Consider the following 20,316-nt stretch of genomic DNA (forward strand, 5'->3'; position numbering starts at 1 on the left):
GCAAAGGGGAGAAGCGAGCGATGACGAAAGCGCGGCACCCGGTATATCTTGGAATCATGGTCAGCCGATGGTCCGCCCGTGAAGGGGAACGTGCGAACCCTCCTCCTCTACAGATGCCAGAAGACTTGTTTTGCAGGCAATTGTGCAGAATCGGCCGCAAACTTGGCATCGACGTCTATTTGTTTGATGCTTCAGGCTCACCGGATGCCAGCGGGATTACCGGTTATGCGCTGGGACAGAAGGAGTGGCTGAAAACCCGCTTGCCGCTGCCGGATATCGTTTACGATCGAACCCTGTGCACAAGCGCGAAACAGCTCCAACTGCGCGCACGGTTATTATCCGATTTGAAGCAAAACCATCCTTTCATCCTGATGAATGGCTCGCTGCCGGATAAATGGAACGTTCATACCCTTCTTCAGCAGGATGGGCAGCTCCGCCCCTTTCTTGTGCCCACCGTACGCTACGAAGGGACACAAACGCTGACGGCACTTGACCAGTTGCAAACCTATGGACTGTTTCTCAAGCCCGCTGCAGGGACTCATGGCAAAGGCGCCATTCATCTGTTTCCTTCCAGCTCCGGTTATGAGCTTACAGGACGCGACCGCTGCAACAATACCATCGCTTTCCAGTTTCATCAGCTGCAGGAGGCTGAGCAATGGCTCCAGCGCTTCACCTTCGGTATCCCTTATCTCGTACAGCCATACTTGCGCCTGACAGGGGAAAACGGCCGGCCGTTTGATGTCAGAGCGCTGATTCAGAAGAACAGCGCCGGTCGCTGGTCTTTCACCGGAGCGGCGCTTCGCGAAGGAGGGGAGGGCAGTGTTACGTCCAACCTCCATGGAGGCGGCCGTGCTGTTATGGCCAGCGAATCGTTAACCGTGCGTTTTGGAAAATCCGCTTCCGACTCTCTGCTTGCACAAATTCGCCGGATCAGCGAGCGAGCCGCGCATCGATTGGAGCAGCACTGCGGGCGGCTGGCTGAAATCGGCTTTGACTTTGGCATTGAGCCGGATGGCAGATTGTGGCTGCTCGAAGCAAATGCGAAGCCGGGCCGCTTGGCATTCGCAGGCGACAGCCGTGCAGCGTCAACTGCCGTACTCCAACCCCTTCGGTATGCCAGATGGCTGGCCGGCCGCCGGAATCCCGTTTTCAGTCCCGACAACCGCATTGCGCTCCAAACGCCATGACACTGCCGCCAGTAGTACCTATTGAGGCAATCCAAAGGATATACGTCCAGGAGGTTCATCCATGAGTTTGACTTCGTGCCATGTACATTTCTCACCGCAAAGCGAGAGAATCGTCTACTTGTCGAGCTCGCTCCTCAAAACGCTGAAGCTGGCCGGCAAAAAATCGGTCCATCTGAAGCTTGGCAAAGAAACGATTACCGCAGCCATCAGGACTATAAACCGGCGGGGTTCTCATCTGTATTTGTCCGCCGGCGTCCGAAATACGATCCGCGTCCCAAAGACCGGAACCATATCACTGCTTCAAGAAACTGACAATGAAGTACAGCTTGGGCCGCTGATCGGCATTTTAACCGACTCGGAGCTCCGTTCTTCCAACTCGCCGTTTGGTGCGCGGACCGGCTATATCCGCCAGCTGATACGAATGGGAGAACAAAAGGCTTACTTTTTTGCTTTTACGCCGCGTGACATTAACTGGGAGCAGGAGAAGGTGAACGGCTATTTTCTGAACAGCCAGGGCGGGTGGTATCGCAAAATTGTCTCGCTGCCGGATGTCGTCTATAACCGTCTTCCAAGCAGGAGAGCGGAAACCACTTCGACGATCACTTCCCTTCGCGAGCGTTTTATCCGTAAGCAAATACCTTTTTTTAACTGGAGCTTCTTCAACAAATCCGATGTGTATAAGCTTCTTGACCAGGATGTTGAGGCATTGGCCCATTTGCCTGAATCGGTAAATAACCCACGGCCCGATAAAATAAAAGAAATGCTGGAAAAGCATCAGTTTATTTATTACAAACCGACAGCAGGCAGTCTGGGTATCGGCATTTACAGACTGACCTACAATCCCAAGCGGGGGTACTTCGCCAGGTACCGGCGCAACAACACCAATGTCCTGCTCCGTTTTACAAACTTTAACAGTTTGATGCGCATGCTGCAGGCGCGCCATCGCAGCGGTCTGGAACGTTATGTCTGTCAGCAGGGCGTTCGTCTGATTGAAATCGACGGCTGTCCGATTGATTTCCGTTTTCATATGCACAAGAACGGAAACAACGATTGGGTTCCGGTCGGCATTGGCGCCAAAAAAGCCGGCCGCGGCAGTGTAACCACCCATATCAAAAACGGCGGTTCGCTCCTGACGCCTGAACAGGCCCTTAGCAAAACCTTCGGCGATCAAGCCGATGAAATGTTACAGAAAGCGAAGAAGATTTCCATCAAACTGTCCGAAGCCATCGAACGCAACTTCCCCCATACATTGGGAGAGTTAGGTCTTGATCTGGGGATCGACAAAAATGGCGAGGTATGGATGTTTGAAGCGAATGCGAAGCCGGGCCGCTCGATCTTCAGCCACCCCGCTCTGCGTTCTGAAGGGCGCGCCTCCCTCGCTCACATTCTGGATCACTGCATGTATCTCAGTAAATTCCGCAGGGGGAATGGCTGATGGATGGCGCTCTCCAGGATCATTCAGCAGTAATAGCTGTTCAAAACAAACGGCCGGTTCTGGCCATCCTCACCATCGGGGATGACATTCAACTGTTTCGGGGCAACCGCAACAATTTTGCTGACCTGATTCTGGCCGGGCGCGAGCAGGGCTTCATCGTCTATGTACTGACGGTGAACCAGCTCAAGCTGACGCGCAATGTTTTGAACGGATTTATCTATGAGCCGGGAACGGACTGCTGGGTTAAGCAGAAGCTTCCCTTTCCTGACCTGATCTATAACCGCATTCCTCTGAGGGAGGATGAACTGCTTCCGGAGGTCAGACGCAAAATTGCCGCCTGCATGCGGAGTCCACGCATCATTTTGTTTAATCCTGCTTTCTTTAACAAATGGAGTCTATTCAAGTGGCTGCGGAATTCGCAATCCACCAAACCTTTTATTCCGACTACCAGGCGCATGCTCTCCCAGGAAGGTCTGGGCAGAATGATGCTGAAGCATAAATATCTTTATCTCAAGCCCATAAGCGGCAAAGCAGGCAAGGGAATTATGACCATTCTCGTCCGGTCCGAGAAATCCTCCCCTTACCGGCTCAGAATTCAGGGAGACAAGAAAAGCATAACCTATCATTGCAGCACGCTTGGCAATCTATGGCTGAAGGTCAGGAAGGAATGCTCCGGTGAGCGGTATATTGCCCAGCAAGGCATCAAGCTGGCAGCCATCAATGACCGTTCGTTTGATTTGAGAGCACTTATCCAGAAGAATCAGCGCGGTCAATGGGATATATCGGGCATCGGTGCACGGGTGGCCGGATCGTCCAGCATTACCACGCATGTTCCCCGTGGCGGCAGTATTGATGATCCCGAAAGGCTGCTTGTCAGCGCATTTGGACCAGAAGAGGCGCGTAAACTAATGAGTAAGACGCGCTCGACTGCCCTCTTGATCGCCCGTCAGATTGAGCGCGGATCCGGCCACCGTCTTGTGGAGATGTCTATGGATCTGGGTGTCGATCAGGAGGGGGGGATCTGGTTTTTCGAAGCCAACTCAAAACCGATGAAGTTTGATGAGCCGGATATCCGCAAGCGCTCGCTTGACCGCATTTTTCAATACAGCCGTTACCTGCTTCGGACCAAAGGGAAAATACCGGCTGCCGACTGAGTTTTCTTCCGAAAGCTCTTAAGCGGATGCTTCCGAGGTGAGTTTTCTACAGAAAACTCTTAAGAGGTGATCTATGCAAATCAGACGTCTTTCACCTGAAGAATGGATCAGAATGAAGGGAACCATAATTACTTTTGCCTTGCGATACGGCGCTCAACGATTGTCTGCCGCAGGTCTGCATAAGCTTCGCCATCTTTCTCCTGAAGCATTAGGGCTGCCCGTAAGTCAATTAGAGCCATGGATTGCTTCTGGAGCTCCCATAACAGCTGCAGCCCCCCTGGAAGACAACTGGAGCGACAAGGAGCCTGCTGCTGTTGTCATCGCCCTGGAAGGCGGCAAACTTGCCGCCTTTGCTTTTGCCGCCGATGCGGGAAAACAGGCTTGTCTGGTGGTTGTTCATCCGCGGGAGCGGGGGAAGCGGCTTGGGAGCAAGTTAATGAATGAGCTTCACCGGTATTTTGGCAGCCTTGTTTGCAGCGTAGCCGCAGACAATACCGCCAGCATGAAGATGTGCTTCCATGCTGGAATGAAAGCGGCCGGTCTGTTCACTGGTCCCACCGGGAAACCAACGCTTCGATTTGAATGCTAGGAGGAGTCCGCATGGGCCAGCCCGTGCTTGGCATATTAACGCTTTACCTGAATGACAATGGCCTGCTTGAGGAAAAGCAGGTTTACCAGAAAATGACCGCAGCCGGCCGTCGGATCGGGCTTGAAGTATTTGTCTTCACCCCTCAGGACGTCAATTACAAACAGAACCGGATTTTTGCCCATATCTTCGATGCCTCCAAAAAAACCTGGACCCGCAAATGGCGTTCCTTTCCCCATATGATCTATGACCGCTGCCGCATACAGCGCGGCCACCGTTTTGAGCAGCTGGGCAAGTTCCGGAAGCAGTACGGTCATTTGACCTTCCTTAACCGGGTGCTGCGCAACAAGTGGACAGTGTACCGGACAATGCGCAAAGAGGAGCCTTACCGTCCCCACCTGCCGCTGACCCGTTTGTATGAAGGCCAGAGCGATCTGAGCGAAATGATCAAAAAGTATCCGCTCATTTATTTAAAACCGATCAACGGCACCGGGGGCCGCGGGATTCTGCGCATCGAGAAACAGAAGGGTGGCACCTATCTGATTCAAGGCCGTGATCAGTCGCGCCGCATCATCAGCCCGCAGCGAGTGCCGCTCGCCGGCTTGCATGGCAGACTGGCCGGGTGGAATCTGAAAGGGAACCGCTACCTGGTACAGCAGGGCATCCAGCTCAAGCTGCCGAATGGACGCGTTCACGATTACCGGATGCTTGTCCAGAAGAACGGCAGCGGGGCATGGGAAGTTACCGGCTGTGCGGGACGGATTGGCGCCTCCGGAAGCATCACCTCCAATTTGCATGGCGGGGGGCAGGCGATCACGATGAGCAAGCTGCTGCGCCAATGGATTGCGAGCGAAGATACCGTCCTGAAGGTGACCGCAAAAGCGGAAGAGCTCGGCGTCCAGATTGCCGCGTTTCTGGAGGAGTCCTACGGCAGACTGTGTGAACTTGCGCTGGATCTGGCGATCGACAGAAAAGGGCAGATTTGGCTGCTCGAGGTCAATCCAAAGCCGGCACGCGAAGTGTTTTTGCAGGCTGGAGAAAGGGATACCTACCGCCATGCCATTACGAGACCACTGGAGTACGCCATGTGGCTCTACGAACAAAAAAAACGGCGGAAAGAAAAGTCCGCCGTTCCATCCGCAACAAATCCCGGAACCTGAAACATTCCGGGATTTTGTTTTTGATGGGTATGTGTTGTCCTGCAGATTAGCCTGCACCTTGAAGGGAATCCGCCCGACTGACAAGATCCAGCAGCTCGCGGAAGTCTCCGATGAGCCGATCCGCCCCGTCCAGCTCTTCCTTGCGGCCATATACGGCATACGCGCATCCAATCACGCCAAGTCCATTGCCTTTGCCCGCTTCGACATCGGATGAGCGGTCCCCAATCATCCAGGCATATTCCAAATTATAGTCCTTCAGGAGCCGGGCAACCAGATCTACTTTTGTTGAGGTTTCATATTCGCCGGCGCTGTACAAGCCTTCGAACAGCTCCGAAAGGGATTTCAGCCGGACAATCTCCTTGACATACCGTTCCAGACCGTTGCTGGCGACAAACAGCTTGTAGCCGCTTGCCTTCAGCTGCCGCAATGTCGTTTCCACATGGGGGTAAAGAGAACCCTCGCCAGCTTCCAGCCCTTCGACTTCATATTCCAGCATCAGCACATCGGCGCGCTTTCTTGCAGCCTCCGAGCTGTTAGGCATGATTGTTCTCCAAATATCCTCCAGCAGCATGCCCAAGCATCCGAGCAGCTTCTCTACCGGGGGCGTCGGCTCCAGGTATAGCCCCTCTTCCCGCAGCGTCCGGAATATCCGCTCATGAACGCCCGACAAGAGGGTATCGGTTTCAAACAAGGTGCCATCCATATCGAAAATAAGAGCTTGAGGTTTTCGTAAACGATTCTCGTTATGCAACTTCCTTCTTCTCCCCTTCCAAGTCTTCCATTATGATAATGGAAGCCGCTTGTTCGCGCAACCTCGGAACAGGGACTCATCCACCTTCTCTACCATTTTGCAGGATCAATATCCTTTGGTTTTAGTCCCGACCAAATATTGGGAATATCCACACTTTCGGGATGCTCAAAAACAAGAAAGGCTGTCGGCAAATAACGTTCGCCATGTTCGGAGGAGGGCTTGTTCATGATTTCATTGTCTTTGACAAGCACCGTTGAGGAACCCCCGTCCAGATTGGCCGCAATAACAGCTCCATGCTTGAGCATAATCTGCTGTACGTCATAAAGATTTGCTCCGATGCTGTGTCCTGGCTGCCTGCCGTCAATCACCAAAAACATGATCGCGCCGTCCTCCCGCTGTCCCATCGCCGTGCGCGGCGCAATACCCCAGCCGTCTTTCGCATTCTTGATCAGGCCTTTGCCATTAACGATAATACGCGGCTGGAAGGAAACAGCCTCCTTAACGCCCATGGACTTGATCTCAGCCAATGAATATCGTCCTGCGACCATCTTGCCCTGTCCGTCGATCCCGACGATCTGCGTCGATTTCTTACCGCCCAAATCCTCGTAGTACACCTTCCCTTGCGAAATGACAAGTCCGATCGGTTGAAATCCGTTGCCTTTCCAGTTCGGATCGGCAAAACCGCCGCCGTTTACACCGGCAATCGCTCCCGTCCGTTTAACCATACTGGACACTTTTTCGCCTTTACCGCCTTTTGCAGGAACACCAAGACGGATTTTGGTAGGATCAGATACGGTCATCAAATAACCGCTGAAGCCGGTACCGGAAACTTTCTCGATCTCTACCAGCTGTTTTTCCTGGTCTGCAGCGGATTCCTCCGCCACCTCTGCAGCCGGAAGCTTGATCGTATGACTATCCCGTTCTTCACCCATCTCATTAAAACGGTTCTGGTATTCTTTCACCCGCTGGTCCAGAGCCTCCTGGCCGATAATGTATTTGGCCCAATGCCGGTGCTGGGTCGTAATCAGCGTATCCGCCATCAAAAAACGGAAGTTATTCCCGGATTCCGTCAAAAACAACCAGCCCAAGCCGGCGATTCCCACCCAAAACGCGGTGAAAGTCACAAATAACATCCCTCTTGCAAAGCTATTCCTGCGCTTTTTGGGACGGCGGCGCGGCTTTGCAGATGAGCGGCGCGGTGCTTTTTTTCTATTTGACGAAGCTCTTGTCGTTGTTATTTTGGAGTCCATATTAAGACCAATCTCCTCTTTTCCCTACTATTGGATACTGCAATCATTGACGAAGCAAAGGAGAGAAAAGTTTTGACCCTGAATCAATTTTATCATTGCATATTCAGCTTAATGTTTTCACAATAGGTTGATTGTATAAATCCAAGTAAACTACACGTCGTGTAACTTAAGCGATTTTCCCTAATGATGAAATTGATTTCCTTTTAAACAAATGACTAAACCAGTGCTTGTCCTGCAAAAAAAACCTCCTCGTATTTAGGCTGCAATAATCCTGCATCTACAGGAATCGAGATATCAATGAAAAGAGAAACCGGTCGATGGACCGGTTTCTCTTAGCTTCATGAGTATGACTTATTTTCTATATTCTCCGCTCAGTAGACCTTCTTCGTATCGCGGTCGAGCTTAATGATTTCTACCGCTTCCTTAAAGCGCATAGCATGAATGATTTCCCGTTCACGCAGAAACTTCAAGCTGTCCTGCAGATCCACATCATCCGTCATATCGATAATCCACTGGTATGTGGCGCGCGCTTTCTCCTCGGCTGCAATATCCTCGTACAAATCCGCCAGAGGATCGCCTTTCGCTGCGATATAGGCAGCTGTCCAGGGTACGCCCGATGCGTTGTTGTAGAACAGCGCGCTGTCATGGTTGGCAAAATGCGCACCCAGACCGGCTTCCTCCAACTGCTGGGGAGTGGCGTCCTTCGTCAGTTTGTAAATCATGGTCGCAATCATCTCAAGGTGGGCGAATTCCTCTGTACCGATGTCTGTCAGCAATCCGACTACTTTATCCGGTATTGTATATCTTTGATTCAGATATCGCAGCGCTGCGGATAATTCCCCATCGGCACCTCCGTATTGCTCAACGAGAAATCTTGCTACCCGCGGATCGCATTTGCTCACCCGAACCGGGTATTGAAGTTTTTTATCATAAATCCACATACCAAACTTTCCCTCCTGTCCGGCTTCCTGTTATGGAATTTGCTAAAAGCTAGCTTATGGATAGTCAGACCTGCCACGGCCATGGGGTTTGCGACCACTGCCACGGATATTTGGAAAAGCTGTGACCGAATTGAAGCAAGGGACCGTACTGCATCTCAAATTCATGCGCGACATGCTGTCTTTGTTGGGCAAGCTGGTTGAACTGCTGAAGAATCTGCATATCGTTGGGATGGGTGTCCAGGAACAGGGTTAGTTCAACCAGAGCAAAATCCAGCTGCTGCAGCTCAAGCAGCTTGCTGTAATAATTTTCATCAAGCTTATCCATGGCTAACGCTACTCCCCTTTCCCGCATTTCGATTCATACGGACTGAATAATGCAGGCCACAATGTTCCCCGCTTCAAGGCCTCGGCCAATGAGAATTGAGGTAAATTCATCGGCTGATACGGAAAAAACTGGTTTGGCGGCACCACATAGGTTTTGACATATATCGGTGGACAAGGATCAAAAGGACCGATAAAGGGGTACCACTCCCGGGTTTGTTTCATATTCACCATAGCTCCTCCTTCTTGGTTGCATGAAAGCCTGTTGCAGCATGATTTTTGATTGCTCTCCGTTTTTTTCGGGCATAGACTGGGGCCGTATGGACAGCCTTCGGATTTAATCGTTTCAGCTCGTTTAATAGGCGCTTCTTTTGTAAGCATATGACAGGAGCCCAGATTTTGTTCTTCTTCCTAGCAGATAAACCGGTTTTCCCCGCCATAAATTTTGAGTGAGTTGTCCCTTTCCATCCTGGCCTGCCTATATCCGCTAACGCTAAAAAACCGAAAGAAGCAACCTGCATGGAGGATGCAGATTGCCTCTTTCGGTTTGTATTAATCGACCTTGCCTGGGACGGGAGGAGACCTTAATGCTCCTCGGGAACGGGCTCCTCCTCCATCTCCTCATCCTGGTGCTGTCTGTAAATATTGACCCGAAGCACCCTCAGGCGCTCGCTTTCTGCAACTTCGAAAACATAATGCTTATAGTCGACTTTCTTCCCTTTGACGGGATTGCCTTCGAGAAGGGTGAACAACCAGCCGCCAATGGAATCCACATCATCATCTTCAATGTCCAGATTAAACATGACATTCACATCCTCGATCAGCATTCGGCCATCGACTGAAGTCACATCCCCTTTCACCACAACACTCGGCTGCTCCGTATCAAACTCGTCATGAATCTCGCCGACGATTTCTTCCAGAATCAGCTCGGTGGTGAGCATGCCGGCGGTTCCGCCATATTCATCCACGACGATGGCAAGCTGAGAATGCTTCCGCTGCATCAGCTTCAGCACATGGCTGATTTCCATCGACTCAGGCACATTCAAGATTGGCCGCAGAAAATTCTGCAGCGAATGATCCTCATCCGGATCGGCAGTCAACAAGTCTGTAATATGTACAAAGCCGATTAATTGGTCTTTATCTTCGACACACACCGGATAACGCGTATGTTTCGTTGTATAGACTGTCTTCATATTTTCGGCAAAATCAAGATCTGCATAAAGACAATCCATATCGGTACGGGGAAGCATCACCTCGCGCGCCAGCCGGTCGGAGAACTCAAAGATGTTGTCAAAAAGCTTGAGCTCATCTTTATCGATGATGCCGCTAACCGCGCTCTGATTCATCAGAATACGGATTTCTTCTTCCGTATGAGCTGAGTCATGTTCACTGGCCGGTTTTACGCCAATCAGTCTAAGCAAGCGGTTGGCAGAGCCGTTTAACAGCCAGATAGCGGGCAGAAAAAGGCGATAAAACCACAATAGCGGCATGGACGCCCATAAGGATGTGGATTCCGACTTCTGAATAGCCAGCGTCTTGGGCGCGAGCTCGCCAAGCACGATATGCAGGAAGGTAATGACAAGAAACCCGATAATAACCGAAACTGAAGAAATAACGGTCGGGTCGGTCATGCCAACACGATGCAGAAGCGGCTCTACAATGAGCTCGGATATGGCCGGCTCACCTACCCAGCCAAGTCCCAGTGAAGCCAGGGTTATCCCAAGCTGCGTGGCTGACAAATAGGTATCCAGCCTGCTATTGACCTTCAGCGCATATTTGGCTCGTTTATTTCCTTCATTGGAGAGCTGGGTCAGTCTCGTCAAACGCACCTTAACCAGTGAGAACTCCGCCGCCACAAAAAAACCGTTCAACAAGACAAGGACAAAAACAATGATCAAATTCCATATAATCTGGCCTGTTTCAAAATGTCCCAATAGGGTCGTTCTCTCCTCTCATCGCCACTATAGAATAGCCTTCCGAGCCAGAAAATCGACTTCCCTGTAGTACATGTCTTTGACCAGCAAATTTGGGCCGCAGCAGGACGCAGCGGGGCAATGGCAATTCACTCCAGCCGCGAGGGGATGAGTGAGCCAGCGCTCGAACAATTCGTCGAGCCTGTCTGTACCAATATTGCCGAAAGCCGGCACGTCCGAGAAATCCGTTACGAAAACATCCCCCGTAAACAAATTCACGTTCAACCGGTTTCTGCCGTCCGGATCGTTGCGGACCGTGACAAGCGGTTCTGCTGCAAGTCTCGCCAGCAATTCGCGGTCCTCAGCGTCCTCGCTGCAATGAAAGAACGGCAAGGTGCCAAACAGCATCCACAAGGAAGGATCACGATGATCCAGCAGTCGGAGAATGGCCTTGCGCATCTCCTCTTTATTTATAACCGGTAAATCAGCAGCGAAAGCACTTGGGTACATGGGATGCACTTCATGACGCTGACAGCCCATTTGCGAAATAAGCTGATGGATCTCGGCGATTTTCTCATGAGTCCGGAAATTAATCATGGACTCGGCAGATACGAATAAGCCCCCTTCGGTCAATCTGCGGGCATTGCTGATCATTCGCTCGTACATCCGGACAGCTGTTTCCCGTGCGACGGGATGACCGCTTTTGGCAAAACCAACCTTGTGAAAATCATCAGCATGGGTATAGTTGAATGAAATATGCATCACATCCAGATAAGGGGCAATTGCCTCGTATCGGCTGTAATCCAGGGTGATATTGGAGTTAATTTGAGAGCGTACGCCCCGGCTGCGGGCATACTTCAAAAGCGGAATCAGATACTCGTTCACGGCTTTGCCGGAAAATGTCGGCTCCCCTCCGGTAATACTTATGGTCTGCAAATGCTCGATTTCATCCAGCCGTTGCAGCATCATGTCGAGCGGAAGCTTATCCGGCTCCGTCATCACCAGCGTATCTCCGACTGCACAATGCTCGCAGCGCATATTGCATAAATTGGTTAGGGTCATCTCCACACTGGTCAGACGATGACGGCCAAACTGACGAAGAGAAGAAATGGGATCCCACGGATCGTCGGCAGGCGAAATCGAATGGATTCCCCGTGCGCGATCTGTATGTATAGCGTTTTGCATCGTTTCAGCACCTGACTTTAAAAAATCGTATTTCTATCATTGTAATATCCGCTGCGGATTGTTGCAAATGCGGCATGCTGCACCAGAAAAAAATTAAAAAACCCACCGGTGAGTTGAACTGCCAGTAGATGACCCTTGAGATCATCAGGGGTCATCTTTTTGACCTATTCAGCCATTACATAATTTCGATATATCCTTCTGTTCCATGCACGCGAATTCGTTGCCCGTCTTTTATCAGTTTGGTAGCATTTTCCACGCCGACAACTGCCGGCAAGCCATATTCACGCGCGATAACCGCCCCATGGGTCATCAGTCCGCCAACCTCGGTGACCAGGCCTTTTATGGATACAAACAATGGGGTCCAGCTTGGGTCAGTAAATGAGGTGACTAATATATCCCCATCTTCCAGATCAGCATCTTCCATGTTTAAGATAACACGCGCTCGTCCCTCAATCACTCCTGCAGAAACAGGCAGACCTACGATAGCCTCGGCTGGCAGATTTTCCCGTTTGTACTTGCCTTCAATGATCTCACCATCAGACGTGATAAGACGTGGGGGCGTTAGTTTTTCATATAATTTGTACTCGTCTTTTCGTTTGCTGATGATCTGGTAATCCAGTTTATTTGTGCGTACGGCTTCGCGAAGCTCTTCATAAGTGAGATAGTAGATATCTTCTTGTTCATGAATAACGCCCTCTTGTACGAGTTGTTCGGCTTCTTTCATTAAAGCCTGCTTATAAACGAAGTAGCGATTAACCATGGCGTATTTGGGATATTCCCTAAACCCGCTGAAATTCCGGATTAGGGCGATCATTTGTTTTGTCTCTTTAGCTTTTTGCTTACCATCCGGCAATGGCTTCAATCGTTCTAATAACTCTTGTTCTTTATTCAAAGCTTCCTGTCGCCCTTGCTCAAATTTCCGCTTGCCGGCATTAGGCTCAAAGTTTTTGATATTACTGAGAATCATGGGAACAAGTGTAGTTGGTTTTTCGCTCCAACGAGTTTTCGTAATATCGATTTCCCCGCTGCATCGCATACCGTATTTGCCCAGATAAGCATAGATAGCGTCTTGGGTTTCCTTACCACCCTCAAACCTGATCAGTTCTTCCAAGAAGTTATCGTCTTTTACATGCTGTAAATAATCCATTACTTCCGGGTAAGGACGAATCACATCTGCGACATCCAATAACGCCAGACCCATTTCCGAAGTAATATTGTCCGGTACCGATTGAGAAAGCGTATCGGCTGCGTTTTTTTCACCTAACCACTCATTCATTTTTTCGTTAATCCATAATGAAGCATCCATCGCAGCCATAATAACTTCCAAGCCTTTCGGGTTAAATATAACCCTCTTTAATTCCTGGATATCTTCAAGAATAAATTCAAATAAATCGGATCCCGATTTCGTTTGGATGTTTTGTTTTAACTCTTCTATTGACGTTTGACTGCTCTTAATGAAATCGGAAACGATTGTCGGATCGTATTCGATCTGTGCTTGAGAAGACGGAGGCGATATATCTTTATTGCTTTTGCCGGGACCCGGTGCTTTTTCATTATCAGGTGACAATTTTATAAAATCTTCCCGCTCTACGATGGTCATAAGTGCGTCTTTTAAGAGCGGATCGTGTTGTTCCATTCTATTTAATAAAAGTTCTCTGCTGTCAGGTGATGCCAGATTATGTGCGACATCAACAAATAACCTTCCACCAGCTTTACGCATGGGTGCAGAAGTCGTCAACAGAAAAAAAGATAATCCCAGTGGTTTTATGGGATCCGTCATCATTTGTTGATGACCAACAGAGATATAAACGTGATTTTCTTGATCATTCGCTTCAGGGATCGGGAATAAAGTCGTGATGGGCCGACTCTGGACCATATAAAAGGTATCTTGGGCCAAACACCATTCAATATCTTGCGGTTGACCGAAATAAGCTTCGATCTGTCTTCCGATGCGTGCCAGTTGTAAAATTTGTTGTTCCGTAAGCGTTTGAGTCTTTTGCTGGTCAGGATCGATCTGCTTTGTTTCTGTTCCGCCTTCCTTTCGTCCATAGATAGCCAGCTTTTTGGTTCCTATCCTCTTATCGATGACTTCCTCTTCCTGTACTTTATAACTATCGGGAGATACCAAGCCTGAGACCAGTGCTTCTCCAAGTCCAAAACCGGCATCGATGGATAGCAGCTTTCGGTTTCCGGTAATCGGATCCGCGGTAAATAAAATCCCTGAAGACTGTGGGAAAACCATCCTTTGAACGATAACGGATAAATACACCTGGCTGTGGTCAAATCCATTTTGCATACGGTAGATTACCGCCCGATCCGTAAATAGGGACGCCCAACATTTGCTGATATGCTGCAAAATGGCATCGGCGCCGATGATATTTAAATAACTGTCTTGTTGACCGGCAAAAGAGGCATACGGCAAATCCTCAGCAGTCGCACTGGAACGCACCGCATAAGCATGTTTATCGCCAAGCTGGGTGAGGTAGCGAGTGACTGCTTTCACAACATCGGAAGGCATTTCTGCTTCCAGAATGAGTTGCCGAATCTTCCTGCTGATTTCGCTAATTTGATCTCGATCTTCAACTGTTAGCATGGCTAGTTGATCCAGCAATGCATGAAACATTTCATTTTGTTCAATGGCTTTTTGATATCCTACTGTTGTCACACAAAATCCTTCCGGTACTTGTATTCCTTCCATTTTTGATAATTCCCCTAAATTTAACCCTTTTCCGCCGACGAGCAAAAGCTGCGTTTTATCCATTTCCTGAAAACCGAGAACCAAAGTACTCATTCCACAATCTCCCCTATCCATTAAATTGATAAAAAACATTTGACAAGAGTTCACCGGCATGATACGATTAAATTGTAAGATAGAATAATTGTGTCTTTAATTTTAATACTCGTAATCAAATTATATCATTCTGCCTTTTTTTATGCAATATAGAAGAACCTGATACAACTATCAGGTTCTTTTTTGATGATACAAATGCCCGATCAACGGTCCTCACTGGGATTAACAATAGCTGATTGTTAATAGTGCCGATGCAGAAAAAAAAGAGCCTAATCGGCCCTTCATACCCGGTTTCACCCGGTTGTCTGCCAGCATTAAGCACCAGAAACTTCAGCCAGCCGGGGATCCTCATTGACACTGGAGATCATCATGGTCAGCTGGGTTGACAAATCTACTTCATACGGCTTCTTCAAGTCCATGCCTGCCACATCCTGAAGGACCCGTACAACCGGCCGATGCGGGCAGGATGCCTTAATATCCACCACCACTCCGGATTCGCCTGTCTGCAGCTTCACCGTAACGCCAAGCGGATAAATCGCGACCTTGTCACGAAAGGTTTGCAGCATACGCTGCTCATATAACGTTCCCGTGCCCGTGTAGAGCGCCTCCACCGCCTGATGCGGAAGCATCGGATTCCGGTAAATCCGTGTCGAGGTCATCGCATCATAGGAATCCACCAATCCGATCCATTTGGCATATTCATGGATTTCGTCCCCCTTGATTCCTCTGGGATATCCACTGCCGTCAAGTCTCTCATGGTGCTGGTAAGCGCAATGCGCCGCTAGCAACGGAATATTGGGCTCATCCTTCAACAAATAGAAGCCGCGTTCGGCATGACGCTTCATTTCCTCATATTCATCCCTGGTGAGTGATCCGGTTTTCTTTAACAGGCTTGAGCTGATCTGGGTTTTGCCAATATCATGAAGCATCGCGCCTAAGCCAAGCGTCATCAATTGTTCGCGGGTATAGCCGCTGGCAATGCCCAGTAAGGTGGAGTACACGCAGACGTTCAGCGAATGCTGAAACAAATAATCGTCCACAATGCCCATATTCATCAGCATGAGCATGGCGTCCTTCTGGCTTGTCAAATCATCGATAACCATATTCATGACTTCCCGGAAAGGTTTTGCTATATAAGGGTAGGTAGCTCCGCTTTTGCGGTTCGGTTTGTCCATCATTCCCCGAAAGTTTGTGCGGATCTCCTGAAGCGCGTGTTGTCTGGTTTCCTCGCTGATCAGATCGGGTACGACCAAATCTGCCGTTCGGGGATCTTGTATGTATACAAAGCTGACGCCGCACTCACTTAATCGGGCAATAAGCTTGCTGGTCAGTTCCACTTGCTCGGCAAGCAGAACAAGACCCTCTTCGGAGTAAATCTTTTTGGCTAATTTCATGCCTTCACGGCACATATGAATGGGCAATAATCGCATCGGATCGACCCCTGCTTGCTTCAATTTTCCAGATCGTGAGGGCAAGACTATCGACCCCGTAATTTAAATGTAAGTTATTTTCAATAAAAGAGCAATATCCGATTCGCCAATTCTCGACAAAATTCTTCTTTTTCGCATTCCAAAAGAAGATAATCCCTGAAAAAAAGTCTATCTCATAATAAAATACCAGAAAAATGCCGCAAGCAGAAACCGGTAAATCGCGAAATGAGTCAGCTTCACCTTTTGGATATGCTTAAGGAACAACACAATAACAAGCCAGGCAACAACGAAGGAAACGAGAAAACCTGCAATGAAGAACGGCAGATTATCGCCTTCGATATACTTGTAATTGTCCAGCAGCTCATAGCCTGTAGCCGCGGCCATAATGGGTATCGCCATTAGGAAAGAAAAATCGGCGGCTGCCTTGTAACTGGTTCCCACCAGCATTCCGCCGGCAATCGTCGAACCGGATCTTGAATATCCGGGCCACAGCGACAAGCACTGAAGGAGACCGATCATAAAAGCCTGCTTATAGGAAATATCATCAATCGTTTCTGATACAATGCGAATCCGGCCGGATCTGGAAAGCCATTCAGCCACAATCATGTAAATCCCCCCTACTACAAGGGCATATAGGACCGGGGTCTGATTAAAGCCTTCACCCTTGATAACATCCCGAAGAAAAAAAGCAAGCAGCAGCGCAGGCACAATGCCAAGCGCGATATGAACAAGATTTAGTTTGCGTCTGGCATTTGGAAACGATGAGATCTTGCCCAGACTTTCCGTCGCTTTGGACAATCCGAACAGGCTGGCGATACGTTGACGGTAAATAAGAGCGATGGCCAGGATTGCGGCCAACTGGATCACGATTTCAAATGTAACGATCATCTGGTCATCCGAGGTATAGCCAAGCAGCTTATTCGTCAAGATCATATGCCCCGATGAAGACACCGGTAAAAATTCAGTCAATCCTTCAACAATTCCTAAAATCACCGCATTAATGATGTCTCCCATACTCGCCTGGTTTCCCTCCTTTAATTATAACTCTAGCCTGCCGTTCCATGGCCTTTGGCAGCCATGATCCATCGGCATCTTGCGCTGTCCAACAGCGCTCGTGGATCTTGCAGCTCCAATGCAAGCACATCCCGGATAAACTCAGGCAAAAAATACTGGACATCCGTGCCGTTTTTGATTGTCTCATAACCGACCCCGAACGTAAACATGTCTATCGTCCCTACCGTGTATGCACGGTCGGGGTCAAAGTCCTGTCCATTCACCGTCAAAGAAAGGATCTTGGTATAGGGCGGTGCCTCCGGATTCCAGATGATCTCAAGCCCGTCTACGGCGAGCGTTCCAAGAACCGACCCACGGAAACCAAACCCGCGGATCGGCTTGTCAATAAACTCGGCCAGCAGTGCCTCTTCGAGGGCGCGCAGCAGATCCCGACCGGACAACGTCATCCGGCAAGGATTGATTGGCGAAGGGCACAGCGCATGCAAATCGCCTGCCGTGACCTCCCCTTCCGCCAGTCCGCCCAGAAGCTGTCCGGAGTTAACAAGACCGATTTCCGAGCCGGTCCATCGCTTCAGACCAGCCGCCAGTAAATTTCCCAGCGGCGATTCCCGCTCGATCCTGACTGGCAGCGGCGCAGACAGCCGTGAAATCACTCTGCTGAGACGGCGCTGTCCAGCCGCTTTGAAGCCGCCGATAATCGCGGCGGCTTCAGGTTTTTCCTCATATGCAGCCATCGGTACGCATTTTGCATGAAACGTTAGCCGCCCATCGAGGCTATCCCGTCCAATCTCGATGCGCCCCATATATTCGCCGAACTTTCCGGCTGCACAGACATATGTCTCTCCGATAATTTCCGGCTGTTCCAGGAGGTGATGCGTATGTCCGCCCAGTATCAGGTCGATGCCCGGTATCGTCTGTGCCATCTGCCTGTCATGGGGCAAGCCCAGATGGGACATTACGATGAGCACGTCAACCTTCTCTCGCAGCGCCTTAGCCTCTTTTGCCACCGCAGCAAGAGGGTCGCCCGCATCCCAACCCAGCAGTTCATAGAAATCCGCAAACGCCGCCGTCACGCCAATGATCCCGAACGTAAGACCCCCTTTGCGGACAATCGTGGACGCCTGCAGCCAGGTAGGACGTTCCCCGCCTGACTGCAGGCGCATATTGGCGCAGAGGGTCTGAAATTGCGCATGCTCACGGAAAGCATCATCCAGATGAGCCTGTGTGAATGTCAGGCCTTCATTGTTTCCGAGCGTTGCAGCGTCATAGCCGGCTTCATTCAAAAGCTCAATATTTACCAGGCCGTCGCTGGCCTCCGTCTCGATTCTCATTCGGTCCATATGATCGCCGATGTCCAGGACAAGCACGCGATCACTTCCATAGGTACGCCTGGTTTCAGATATATAAGTGGACATTTTGGCCGCCAATTCCAAGCGGCTGTGAACGTCATTACTGTGCAAAAGAACGACTTCAATTTCACGCTGACGAACTGCTGTTTCTTTCATTCCTGCCTCCCGGGTTACTAGGGATTAACACATTAAAGTGGTTGTCAAACCAGACATAGCGTATGTGAGGTATGATGAAAAGCGGCCTTGGACGACAAGGCCAGGCTTCATTATTTCGTTGTGTTTTGTCGCAAATCTTGCGGAGAAAAGGCATTTTTGAACCCGTAAGATACGTCGCCTCTGCTGGCTTCATCATGCAAAAAACGGCAGGCAGCCACGCTTTTTACATTCAAGCAGGCACTGGAGCCATTTGGCACATACAGACGGATTGGCCCGCCTTTGTGCAAAGGCTTGCCGTCGATGGCAAACTGAATGGCTGACCCGGCCAGCTGCTCCCAGGGAATAAGCGCTTCAAAAGAGTCGTTGCCTTCCACCTTGAGATGGGTCGGCTCGGGCGTTTTCTCCCCTATTCCCTGCAAACTGCGCCAGGCATAATACCAGCGTATAAAGTCAAAGGCTTCGCCCACCGCCTCCGGAACCCGGTCCGACAAGGCGAAAGCATCCCCTGCAAGCAAAGCCATCTGCTCCGGGGATGTTTCATACAAGGGCAGTCCGTAATGGTCAATCGAAATGATTCTGGGATCTTTATGATGTTTCATTTGCGTCCTTCCTCCAACTATATTCCATCCTTGTCATTCCTGCTGCCTAACCGCCAATTTGGGACATACGCCTTGCGGTCGGCTGATGGCTTTGGGCTTCGTCAGAGAGCTTGGCCGCCATCTCGTGATTGAGCGGTTTTAATTCCATCGCCCGCATAAATAAGTCGCTCAAGGCTTGCGGATCCCCCAGAGCAGGCTTTACGCTGAGCTCATCGATCCAATAAAGGCAAGGCTTAAGGTTTCCGTCTGCCGTAAGCCTTAAACGGTTGCACCGTTGGCAGAAATGATCGCTGACAGGGTGAATCAGGCCGAATGACCCTTTGCCGCCAATCATACGGTAATCCTCCGAAGGCCCGTTCCCGACAATGGAATCCAGACGGTGCGTAAGAAGTTTGCGTTCAGAAGCGATTTCCAGAACCCGCGCCAAAGGAAGATAATGGTTTTTCCAGTTTTCATCGGCATGGCCGATAGGCATGTATTCGATGAACCGGACATGCAGCGGATGCTCGTAAGCCAGCTGCAGAAAATCACCGATTTCATCCTCATTGACGCCCTTTAGCAGGACACAGTTAAGCTTGATGGGGGAGAAGCCTACCTTTACGGAAGCTTCGATGCCCGCCATCACCCGTTTGAGATCCCCGCGCCGGGCAATAAACTGAAACCGCGCCGGATCAAGTGTGTCCAGGCTGATATTTACCCGGTTCACGCCTGCATCCCGAAGCGCCGCTGCCTGATCGGCAAGCAGCACGCCATTAGTGGTCAGCGATATATCGCAAATACCGGGTATCGCCGACAGACGGCGTACAAGCCCATCCAGCCCAGGGCGGACCAAAGGCTCTCCTCCGGTAATACGCAATTTGGTAATGCCGAGTCTCGCGCCCGTTTCGACCACTTCTACAATCTGATCGTATGAGAGCAGATCAGAGGACGGCGCAAATTCAACGCCTTCTTCCGGCATGCAGTATAAACAGCGCAGATTACATCGGTCTGTAACCGAGATGCGCAAATAATCATGAACACGTTCGAACCGATCCGTCAATCCCGGCATAGTTCGCACTTCCTTTCATGTACTTGTGTCTAGCATAACATTTTTC

General features: G+C 50.1%; 18 protein-coding genes. 5 read left to right on the plus strand and 13 right to left on the minus strand.

Translation table 11 applies throughout. The features are described from left to right. Nucleotides 1-20 precede the first annotated feature (20 nt). From IEY46_RS17320 to IEY46_RS17340, 5 genes are all read left to right on the plus strand, one after another. Entirely contained in the window at nucleotides 21-1,187 is a 1,167-nt protein-coding gene (locus IEY46_RS17320) for a YheC/YheD family endospore coat-associated protein (RefSeq protein WP_188993193.1), read from the plus strand. 61 nt (nucleotides 1,188-1,248) lie between these two features. Beyond that, nucleotides 1,249-2,622 (plus strand): YheC/YheD family endospore coat-associated protein, encoded by a 1,374-nt coding sequence (locus tag IEY46_RS17325; protein WP_188993194.1) that lies wholly within the window; start codon nucleotides 1,249-1,251, stop codon nucleotides 2,620-2,622. Next, a complete protein-coding gene (locus tag IEY46_RS17330) occupies nucleotides 2,622-3,776 on the plus strand; it encodes a YheC/YheD family endospore coat-associated protein (protein ID WP_188993195.1) in 1,155 nt (384 codons plus the stop codon). Before IEY46_RS17325 ends, IEY46_RS17330 begins: the two co-directional genes overlap by 1 nt. 73 nt (nucleotides 3,777-3,849) lie before the next feature. After that, complete coding sequence (locus IEY46_RS17335; protein WP_188993196.1) at nucleotides 3,850-4,365, plus strand: GNAT family N-acetyltransferase; 516 nt, start codon at nucleotides 3,850-3,852, stop codon at nucleotides 4,363-4,365. 11 nt (nucleotides 4,366-4,376) lie between these two features. Next, nucleotides 4,377-5,522: a YheC/YheD family endospore coat-associated protein gene (locus tag IEY46_RS17340; RefSeq protein ID WP_188993197.1), complete on the plus strand. Its 1,146-nt coding sequence runs from the start codon at nucleotides 4,377-4,379 to the stop codon at nucleotides 5,520-5,522. A 46-nt stretch (nucleotides 5,523-5,568) separates the two neighbouring features. Here IEY46_RS17340 and IEY46_RS17345 read toward each other — a convergent pair whose 3' ends face one another. From IEY46_RS17345 to moaA, 13 genes are all read right to left on the minus strand, one after another. Beyond that, the gene (locus tag IEY46_RS17345) at nucleotides 5,569-6,273 is read right to left on the minus strand and encodes an HAD family hydrolase (RefSeq protein ID WP_268239522.1); all 705 of its coding nucleotides are present in this window, start codon (nucleotides 6,271-6,273) and stop codon (nucleotides 5,569-5,571) included. Nucleotides 6,274-6,362: 89 nt separating this feature from the next. Then, the gene (locus tag IEY46_RS17350) at nucleotides 6,363-7,523 is read right to left on the minus strand and encodes a phosphodiester glycosidase family protein (RefSeq protein ID WP_188993198.1); all 1,161 of its coding nucleotides are present in this window, start codon (nucleotides 7,521-7,523) and stop codon (nucleotides 6,363-6,365) included. Nucleotides 7,524-7,894: 371 nt separating this feature from the next. Continuing rightward, nucleotides 7,895-8,464, minus strand: coding sequence for a manganese catalase family protein (locus tag IEY46_RS17355; protein ID WP_188993199.1), 570 nt, complete (start codon nucleotides 8,462-8,464; stop codon nucleotides 7,895-7,897). A 64-nt stretch (nucleotides 8,465-8,528) separates the two neighbouring features. Then, nucleotides 8,529-8,789, minus strand: a complete 261-nt coding sequence (locus IEY46_RS17360; RefSeq protein ID WP_188993200.1) for a spore coat protein CotJB — start codon at nucleotides 8,787-8,789, stop codon at nucleotides 8,529-8,531. An 8-nt stretch (nucleotides 8,790-8,797) separates the two neighbouring features. Beyond that, complete coding sequence (locus IEY46_RS17365; RefSeq protein WP_188993972.1) at nucleotides 8,798-9,010, minus strand: spore coat associated protein CotJA; 213 nt, start codon at nucleotides 9,008-9,010, stop codon at nucleotides 8,798-8,800. A gap of 359 nt (nucleotides 9,011-9,369) precedes the next feature. Further along, nucleotides 9,370-10,719 (minus strand): hemolysin family protein, encoded by a 1,350-nt coding sequence (locus IEY46_RS17370; RefSeq protein ID WP_188993201.1) that lies wholly within the window; start codon nucleotides 10,717-10,719, stop codon nucleotides 9,370-9,372. A 27-nt stretch (nucleotides 10,720-10,746) separates the two neighbouring features. After that, nucleotides 10,747-11,883 carry a radical SAM/CxCxxxxC motif protein YfkAB gene (gene yfkAB / locus IEY46_RS17375; RefSeq protein ID WP_188993202.1) on the minus strand — a complete coding sequence of 379 codons (1,137 nt, stop codon included), beginning with the start codon at nucleotides 11,881-11,883 and terminating at the stop codon, nucleotides 10,747-10,749. 175 nt (nucleotides 11,884-12,058) lie between these two features. Next, entirely contained in the window at nucleotides 12,059-14,674 is a 2,616-nt protein-coding gene (gene ppsA, locus IEY46_RS17380; protein WP_188993203.1) for a phosphoenolpyruvate synthase, read from the minus strand. A gap of 314 nt (nucleotides 14,675-14,988) precedes the next feature. Further along, nucleotides 14,989-16,104, minus strand: a complete 1,116-nt coding sequence (locus IEY46_RS17385; RefSeq protein ID WP_188993974.1) for an HD-GYP domain-containing protein — start codon at nucleotides 16,102-16,104, stop codon at nucleotides 14,989-14,991. A 168-nt stretch (nucleotides 16,105-16,272) separates the two neighbouring features. Continuing rightward, nucleotides 16,273-17,118: an undecaprenyl-diphosphate phosphatase gene (locus IEY46_RS17390; RefSeq protein ID WP_188993204.1), complete on the minus strand. Its 846-nt coding sequence runs from the start codon at nucleotides 17,116-17,118 to the stop codon at nucleotides 16,273-16,275. A gap of 32 nt (nucleotides 17,119-17,150) precedes the next feature. Further along, nucleotides 17,151-18,623, minus strand: coding sequence for a bifunctional metallophosphatase/5'-nucleotidase (locus IEY46_RS17395; RefSeq protein ID WP_188993205.1), 1,473 nt, complete (start codon nucleotides 18,621-18,623; stop codon nucleotides 17,151-17,153). Between the two features lie 110 nt (nucleotides 18,624-18,733). Continuing rightward, the gene (locus IEY46_RS17400) at nucleotides 18,734-19,222 is read right to left on the minus strand and encodes a molybdopterin-binding protein (RefSeq protein ID WP_188993206.1); all 489 of its coding nucleotides are present in this window, start codon (nucleotides 19,220-19,222) and stop codon (nucleotides 18,734-18,736) included. A 46-nt stretch (nucleotides 19,223-19,268) separates the two neighbouring features. Continuing rightward, entirely contained in the window at nucleotides 19,269-20,270 is a 1,002-nt protein-coding gene (moaA, locus tag IEY46_RS17405) for a GTP 3',8-cyclase MoaA (protein WP_188993207.1), read from the minus strand. Nucleotides 20,271-20,316 lie beyond the last annotated feature (46 nt).

It is taken from the genome of Paenibacillus nasutitermitis (assembly GCF_014641075.1).
Classification (GTDB): Bacteria; Bacillota; Bacilli; order Paenibacillales; family Paenibacillaceae; genus Paenibacillus_Z; species Paenibacillus_Z nasutitermitis.

Excerpts from the sequence above, each read along its gene's own strand:
- IEY46_RS17330 (WP_188993195.1), top strand. The coding sequence starts at position 2,622 with ATGGATGGCGCTCTCCAGGATCATTCAGCAGTAATAGCTGTTCAAAAC.
- IEY46_RS17400 (WP_188993206.1), bottom strand. The coding sequence starts at position 19,222 with ATGAAACATCATAAAGATCCCAGAATCATTTCGATTGACCATTACGGA.
- ppsA (WP_188993203.1), bottom strand. The coding sequence starts at position 14,674 with ATGAGTACTTTGGTTCTCGGTTTTCAGGAAATGGATAAAACGCAGCTT.
- IEY46_RS17350 (WP_188993198.1), bottom strand. The coding sequence starts at position 7,523 with ATGGACTCCAAAATAACAACGACAAGAGCTTCGTCAAATAGAAAAAAA.
- IEY46_RS17360 (WP_188993200.1), bottom strand. The coding sequence starts at position 8,789 with ATGGATAAGCTTGATGAAAATTATTACAGCAAGCTGCTTGAGCTGCAG.
- IEY46_RS17320 (WP_188993193.1), top strand. The coding sequence starts at position 21 with ATGACGAAAGCGCGGCACCCGGTATATCTTGGAATCATGGTCAGCCGA.
- IEY46_RS17335 (WP_188993196.1), top strand. The coding sequence starts at position 3,850 with ATGCAAATCAGACGTCTTTCACCTGAAGAATGGATCAGAATGAAGGGA.
- IEY46_RS17390 (WP_188993204.1), bottom strand. The coding sequence starts at position 17,118 with ATGGGAGACATCATTAATGCGGTGATTTTAGGAATTGTTGAAGGATTG.
- moaA (WP_188993207.1), bottom strand. The coding sequence starts at position 20,270 with ATGCCGGGATTGACGGATCGGTTCGAACGTGTTCATGATTATTTGCGC.
- IEY46_RS17355 (WP_188993199.1), bottom strand. The coding sequence starts at position 8,464 with ATGTGGATTTATGATAAAAAACTTCAATACCCGGTTCGGGTGAGCAAA.
- IEY46_RS17365 (WP_188993972.1), bottom strand. The coding sequence starts at position 9,010 with ATGAAACAAACCCGGGAGTGGTACCCCTTTATCGGTCCTTTTGATCCT.
- IEY46_RS17385 (WP_188993974.1), bottom strand. The coding sequence starts at position 16,104 with ATGCGATTATTGCCCATTCATATGTGCCGTGAAGGCATGAAATTAGCC.
- IEY46_RS17395 (WP_188993205.1), bottom strand. The coding sequence starts at position 18,623 with ATGAAAGAAACAGCAGTTCGTCAGCGTGAAATTGAAGTCGTTCTTTTG.
- IEY46_RS17325 (WP_188993194.1), top strand. The coding sequence starts at position 1,249 with ATGAGTTTGACTTCGTGCCATGTACATTTCTCACCGCAAAGCGAGAGA.
- yfkAB (WP_188993202.1), bottom strand. The coding sequence starts at position 11,883 with ATGCAAAACGCTATACATACAGATCGCGCACGGGGAATCCATTCGATT.
- IEY46_RS17340 (WP_188993197.1), top strand. The coding sequence starts at position 4,377 with ATGGGCCAGCCCGTGCTTGGCATATTAACGCTTTACCTGAATGACAAT.